At 66.7% G+C, this 6,830-nt stretch carries 3 protein-coding genes and 1 pseudogene; 3 read left to right on the top strand and 1 reads right to left on the bottom strand.

Going from position 1 to position 6,830, the window contains the following annotated elements; translation table 11 throughout:
- Positions 1–1,354: pseudogene (locus tag EBL85_RS12075) on the bottom strand (transcription-repair coupling factor); the annotation flags it as partial.
- A 332-nt stretch (positions 1,355–1,686) separates the two neighbouring features.
- On the opposite strand from EBL85_RS12075, the gene EBL85_RS12070 reads away from it, so the two are divergent.
- From EBL85_RS12070 to oadA, 3 genes are all read left to right on the top strand, one after another.
- Complete coding sequence (locus EBL85_RS12070; protein ID WP_148040543.1) at positions 1,687–2,655, top strand: THxN family PEP-CTERM protein; 969 nt, start codon at positions 1,687–1,689, stop codon at positions 2,653–2,655.
- A gap of 844 nt (positions 2,656–3,499) precedes the next feature.
- Positions 3,500–4,918: an acetyl-CoA carboxylase biotin carboxylase subunit gene (locus EBL85_RS12065; RefSeq protein ID WP_123141615.1), complete on the top strand. Its 1,419-nt coding sequence runs from the start codon at positions 3,500–3,502 to the stop codon at positions 4,916–4,918.
- 81 nt (positions 4,919–4,999) lie between these two features.
- Positions 5,000–6,817: a sodium-extruding oxaloacetate decarboxylase subunit alpha gene (gene oadA / locus EBL85_RS12060; protein ID WP_123141616.1), complete on the top strand. Its 1,818-nt coding sequence runs from the start codon at positions 5,000–5,002 to the stop codon at positions 6,815–6,817.
- Positions 6,818–6,830: the final 13 nt, after the last annotated feature.

Raw genomic sequence — 6,830 nt, 5'->3', positions numbered from 1 at the left:
ATCTCAACCCCTGTTCGAGCGGCGCGACGGTGAGCGCGAGCGACAGATCGCCGGCGACGAAGCTGCCCCAGTCGCTGACCTGGGTGGCATGGATGCCGAAGTCGCGCAGCTGTTCGGCGAGCAGCTCGCGGCGTCCGGTGCTCTCGGCCACCAGCAGCACCCGCTGCCCCGGGGTGTCGAGGAAGCGCTGCAGCGCCTGCGCCGGCTCGGCGGCGCGGGCCTGCAGCTCCAGCGCTGGCAGGTCGAGGGTGGCGAAGTTGTCGACCCCGGCATAGCCCTTGGGGCGAGTGTCGAACGGTGCGGTGCGGTAGTTCACCCCGGGCATGCGGTTGAGCGCGGCGGCCAGTTCGTCGGCGCCGAGATAGAGCCGCGCGGGGGCGAGCAGCGGGCGCTCGGCGTCGTGGCGACGCTGCTCATGGCGCTCGGCGACGGTGGCGAGGAAGCCCGCGCCGGCCTCGCGACCGCTCGCCGGTTCGATCGCCAGGGTGGTGGCGGGCAGATAGTCGAAGAGGGTGGCGGTGTCGTCGAAGAACAGCGGCAGATAGGACTCGATGCCGCCCGGTGTGCGCCCCTCCGAGACCTCGCGATAGATCAGGCTGCGTTGCGGATCGCCCTCGATGCTGGCGCGATAGCGGCTGCGGAAGCCGGCGATCGCCTGCTCGTCGAAGGGGAACTCGCGCGCCGGCAGCATCCGCACCTGCTCGATGCGGTCGTGCGAGCGCTGGGTCTCGGGATCGAACAGACGAATGCTCTCGACCTCGTCGTCGAACAGGTCGATGCGCAGCGGTTGCTGCCCGCCCATCGGGAAGACATCGAGCAGCGAGCCGCGTACCGCGTATTCGCCGTGTCCCATCACCTGCGAGACACAGCTGTAGCCGGCGTGTTCGAGTCGCAGTCGGGTGGCGTCGAGATCGAGTCGGTCGCCGCAGGCGAGCACCAGCGAGTGGGCGTCGACATAGTCGCGCGGCGGCAGGCGCTGGAGCAGGGTCGCCACCGGCACCACCAGTACGCCACGGGTCAGCCCCGGCAGACGGTGCAGGGTCAGCAGCCGCTCCGAGATCAGCTCGGGCAGGGGCGAGAAGACGTCGTAGGGCAGGGTCTCCCAGTCGGGGAAGCCGAGCACCGGGAGATCGCTGCCGGTGAGGAAGAAGCCCAGCTCGGCGTGCAGCCGTCGCGCCGCCTGCACGTCCTCGGCCAGGGCCAGCACCAGTCCGGGGTGACGTCTGGCGGCGGTGGCGATGGCGAGCGCCGCGCCGGCCCCGTGCAGCCCGCCCCAGCACCTGCGTTCACCCGCCCCTTCGGGCAGCGGTGGTTCGAGCGGGGAGTGCAGGGTGGCGGATGTGGCCTGGTTCACGAACGGGTCCTCGTCATTTCGACAAGCGTGGAATTCTCGCACAGCATGAGCGGATGTGCAGACGGGGCGGCGGGGGCCGTTCTGTATGAGTACGGGCAGGGCAGTCGTCGGTTTTTTTTACGGTTTTCGTGCTCGCTTTTGCTCGTGGTGTGCTGGTTTTGAAGAAACCTTTTAGCCTTCAGTTGGTTGTCTTTATATGGCATGGGGCGTGCTCTAAGTGTCGAGTCGGGTGCGCGCCATCGTTGCGAGACGGGATGGCCCCGGTGCGGCGCACGATGCTCCGCGAGGATGGATCCGCCCCGGCACAAGGAAGACAACGGAGTTGAGTCAACATGATGAAGCGAATGGTGATGAAAAAGATGGCGCTGGCTGCCCTGGTGCTAGGGACCTTGGGCAACGCGGTCGCCGGACCGGTGGTGACCCAGTGGGGATACAGCGCCGATGCACGTTTCGTAGATAATCGGTTCTCAGGGTCGAGTGGTGAGATTCAGGTCACCGGCAGCGAGTTGTCCTGGGGGAGCGGATCTTATTGTTCCGGTATGGATACTTGGCTTGGGTGTTGGGGCACAACGGTGACGCCTGATTTCCGTAGCCCCAGCACCGACGCCGATCACAACCGCAGCGCCTTGACCATCGGCAATGGCGTGACCAATGACCTGACCGGCGGCGGCCCGGCCGTCGGCTCGGTCGCGACGGTCGTCGACGGCAGCGCTGATGACGCCGCCGAGATCGGCGTCGGCACCAGCCTGACCCACTGGAACAATCGGCTCTCGTCGCGCTACTCGACCCTGGAGTGGGGGCGTGTCGCGACCAGTCTGACCTTGACGCCAGAGCTGCCCGCCAGTGGCGCCAGCATCGATACCCGGACCCTGGACTTCGAGTTCTTCTTCAAGGAAACGGCGAACCAGGGGACGTGTGCCGGCGACAGCACCAACCCCTGTCCTGATCTGTTCGGGTTGCTCGCCGTGCAGACCCTGGATATCCCCTTCCTCTACGATGGCAACGAGTATCTGGTGAGCCTGCTGCTGCAGGATGCCAGCGGCGGGGTCGCACCGATCGCCACCCTGCACGAGGAGGAGTGCGCCGCGCTCGGGCTGGGCGCCGGGTGTCAGGGCTTTCGCACCGCCGAGGAGCAGGCGACCACCTTCCAGTTCGCCTTCGCGGTCAGCACCGAGGCGCTGTTCCCGCCGGCCGTGGCCCAGCCGGTCCAGTCGGTGCCGTTGCCGGCTCCGCTGGGGCTGATTGGCGGCGGGCTCCTTGCCGCGGGGCTGTCGCGTCGGTTGGGTCGTCGCGGCCGCTAGGGCGTGGCGAAGACCCGGGTCGGGGCTTGTCCTCCCCGATCCGGGTTCGACGATCTCGGCGCGATCGCTGCAGGTGTGCGCCGTTTCAATCAGATGGCGCAGATCGACCGGTTTTGGATCGAGCGCCATCAACAGTCGTTCCGCGTGTCCGCGCTCGCCGGTCCCGACGCCGTCGGGCCGGGGCCGTCGCGTGCTGACGCCCGCCCGGGCCTCCTCGGACATGGCTGAGCTGAATCAGCGTCTTGGTCTTCATCGCATGCTCCTGTTGTCACGGACCTCGGTGAGGGAGAGTCGACACCCCTGGTGTGACGTCTCCCCCGTGGCGGCGGCCTGGCGCGCTCGCCTGCCATCGCTGTTCGGACACCCCTGAAAAACAGACAAGCCTGTCTTTTTTACCGCCTGTCATGACCCCGGTGTCACATGGGAGTGAAGCAGTGCCGTGGCAGCCCGCGGGGTGCGGGCGCGGATCTTGAAAGCCTTGGCGCTATGCGTAAAACAGACGAGTGAAAACCCGGGCGCGATCACGGTTGCGCCAACCCGGGATCAATCGATTGTTGGGCGGGCATCTTCGGTGCCTCCGCGTCCTCCGGACAGTGCGGTCAGACGTTGCACGCGATTGAACACATTTGACAGCATTCGATGAAGTTGCGCTAAACTGCGCCGCCGTGCAGCGAAATTGATCGCTTCTACGCCGTCCTTTCGGTGACGTCGGTGCCGTGTCGCGGTGTGCATCCTTTGCACCCAGACCGCCTTTGGGTATATTGCTGCAAAGCAGCAAGTGCAGCCGAACGATCCTCACCGTTCTGACTCGGTCCACTGAACCGGCCATTCCTGAGGCTAACCAATGCTTCGAAAGATACTGATCGCGAACCGCGGAGAGATTGCGGTGCGTGTCATTCGCGCCTGCGCCGAGATGGGCATCCGCTCGGTGGCAATCTATTCCGAAGCGGATCGCCATTCGCTTCATGTCAAGAAGGCCGACGAGGCCTATAGCCTGGGCAGCGATCCGCTGGCCGGTTATCTCAATGTCCACACCATCGTCAACCTGGCCGTGGCCACCGGCTGCGATGCCATTCATCCCGGCTATGGCTTCCTCTCCGAGAACCCGGAGCTGGCCGCTGCCTGTGCCCGGCGTGGGCTGACCTTCATCGGTCCGAGCGCCGAGGTGATCGCACGGATGGGCGACAAGACCGAGGCCCGTCAGGCGATGATCCGCGCCGGGGTGCCGGTCACGCCCGGCAGTGATGGCAACCTCGCCAACCTCGACGAGGCGCTGGCCTGCGCCGAGCGTGTCGGCTATCCGGTGATGCTCAAGGCCACCTCGGGTGGCGGCGGTCGCGGCATCCGGCGTTGCGATGACGCCGAGGCGCTGCGCCACAACTACCAGCGGGTGATCTCCGAGGCGACCAAGGCCTTTGGCCGTGCCGAGGTCTTCATGGAGAAGTGCGTGGTCAATCCGCGCCACATCGAGGTCCAGGTGCTCGCCGACCATCATGGTCACTGCGTGCATCTGTTCGAGCGCGATTGCTCCATCCAGCGGCGCAATCAGAAGCTGATCGAGATCGCCCCCTCGCCGCAGCTCGACGAGGCCGAACGCCAGTACGTCGGTGGTCTGGCGGTGTTGGCCGCGCGCGCCGTGGGCTATACCAATGCCGGCACGGTCGAGTTCCTCCAGGATAGCGACGGGCGCTTCTACTTCATGGAGATGAACACCCGCATCCAGGTCGAGCACACCATCACCGAGACCATCACCGGCGTCGACCTGGTCGAGGAGCAGATCCGCATCGCCGCCGGGCTGCCGCTGCGCTTCGCCCAACACGAGATCCAGCGCCGCGGCTTCGCCATCCAGTTCCGCGTCAATGCCGAGGACCCGAAGAACAACTTCCTGCCGAGCTTCGGGCGCATCTCGCGTTATTACGCCCCGGGTGGGCCGGGCGTGCGCACCGATGGCGCCATCTACACCGGTTATACCGTCCCGCCCTATTACGATTCGATGCTCGCCAAGGTCATCGTCTGGGCGCTGAACTGGGACGACGTGATCAATCGTGGCGACCGTGCACTGCGCGATACCGGGTTGTTTGGCGTCAAGACGACCATCCCCTTCTACCAGGAGATCCTGCGTCACCCGGATTTCCGCGCCGGAAGCTTCAATACCAGCTTTGTCGAGTCGCATCCCGAGCTGCTCGAATACTCGACCAAGCGCCGAAGCGAGGATGTTGCCGCGGCACTGGCCGCAGCGATCGCCGCACACGCCGGGCTCTAGCCGCCGGGGCGCGGGCGCCGCTGCCCGCGCGATGCTTCAATCCCTCACGGTGCCGGGCAAGCCCCGGCCGAGAACGAGACCATGCCGAAGATCAATATCACCGACGTCATCCTGCGCGATGCCCATCAATCGCTGATCGCCACCCGGATGCGCACCGAGGACATGCTACCGATCTGCCCCAAGCTCGACGCCATCGGGTTCTGGTCGCTCGAGTGCTGGGGCGGGGCGACCTTCGACGCCTGCGTGCGCTTTCTCAAGGAGGACCCCTGGGAGCGATTGAGCCGGTTGCGCGAGGCGCTGCCCAACACCCGGCTGCAGATGTTGCTGCGCGGTCAGAACCTGCTCGGCTACCGTCACTACTCCGACGACGTGGTGCGTGCCTTCGTCACCCGTGCCGCGGCCAACGGCATGGATGTCTTCCGCATCTTCGACGCGCTCAACGATCTGCGTAACCTCAAGACCGCGATCGAGGCGACCAAGGCCGCCGGCAAGCACGCCCAGGGCACCATCTGCTACACCGTCAGCCCGGCGCACGATACCGCGGGCTTCGTGCGCATGGGGCGCGAACTGGCCGAGATGGGTTGCGACTCGATCGCCATCAAGGACATGGCCGGGCTGCTCACCCCCTTCGCCACCGCCGAGCTGGTCAAGGCGCTCAAGGACAGCGTCGAGCTGCCGCTGCACCTGCACTCGCACGCCACCTCGGGGCTGGCCGACATGTGCCATCTCAAGGCGATCGAGAACGGCTGTGACACCATCGATACCGCCATCTCGGCCTTCGCCGGCGGCACCTCCCACCCGCCGACCGAGAGCCTGGTGGCGGCGCTGCGCGGCACCGAGTACGACTCCGGGCTGGACCTGGAGGCGATCCAGGAGGTCGGCATCTACTTCCACCAGGTGCGCAAGAAGTACCACCAGTTCGAGAGCGACTTCACCGGGGTCGACACCCGCGTCCAGGTCAACCAGGTGCCGGGCGGGATGATCTCCAACCTCGCCAACCAGCTGCGCGAGCAGAACGCGCTCGATCGCATGGAGGCGGTGCTCGCCGAGATCCCCAAGGTCCGCAAGGATCTCGGCTATCCGCCCCTGGTCACCCCGACCTCGCAGATCGTCGGCACCCAGGCGGTGCTCAACGTGCTCACCGAGAAGCGCTACGAGAGCATCACCAACGAGGTCAAGGGCTATCTCCAGGGACGCTACGGTCAGGCCCCGGCGCCGGTCGACGCCGCGTTGCAGCGTCAGGCGATCGGCAACGCCGAGGCCATCGACTGCCGCCCGGCCGATCTGCTCGAACCCGAGCTGGCGCGGCTGCAGGGCGAGATCGGCGCGCTCGCCGAGGGTGAGGAGGACGTCCTCACCTACGCCATGTTCCCCGAGATCGGTCGCGCCTTCCTCGAGCAGCGCGCCGCCGGCACCCTCCAGCCCGAGCCGCTCGAGCCGCCGCCGAGCGAGACGGCGGCCAACGCCCCGACCGAGTTCAACGTCGCGGTCCACGGCGAGACCTATCACATCAAGGTCACCGGCGCCGGCCACAAGGGGCAGGCCGATCGTCACTTCTACTTCACCATCGACGGTGTGCCCGAGGAGGTGGTGGTCGAGACCCTCGACGAGCTGGTGCTCACCGGCGGCGCCGAGGGTGCGGTGGCGCAGAAGATCGCCGGCAAGCGGCCGCGTCCGAGCGCGCCCGGGCACGTCACCACCTCGATGCCGGGCAACATCGTCGACGTGCTGGTCGCCGAGGGCGACCGGGTCGAGGCCGGTCAGCCGCTGCTGATCACCGAGGCGATGAAGATGGAGACCGAGATCCAGGCGCCGATCGCCGGCACCGTGACCGAGGTCTTCGTCGCCAAGGGTGACTCGGTCAGCCCCGACGAGGTGCTGATCGCGATCGAGGCCTGATCGCGGCGCCGGG

The organism is Marichromatium sp. AB32 (assembly GCF_003718675.1).
GTDB lineage: Bacteria > Pseudomonadota > Gammaproteobacteria > Chromatiales > Chromatiaceae > Marichromatium > Marichromatium gracile.
The sequence above is the reverse complement of the archived record's forward strand: the minus strand, read 5'-3'. Positions and strand labels throughout refer to the sequence as shown.

Bases quoted from the DNA above. Each gene is read 5' to 3' on its own strand.
- EBL85_RS12070 (WP_148040543.1), top strand. From the start codon at position 1,687: ATGATGAAGCGAATGGTGATGAAAAAGATGGCGCTGGCTGCCCTGGTG.
- EBL85_RS12065 (WP_123141615.1), top strand. From the start codon at position 3,500: ATGCTTCGAAAGATACTGATCGCGAACCGCGGAGAGATTGCGGTGCGT.
- oadA (WP_123141616.1), top strand. From the start codon at position 5,000: ATGCCGAAGATCAATATCACCGACGTCATCCTGCGCGATGCCCATCAA.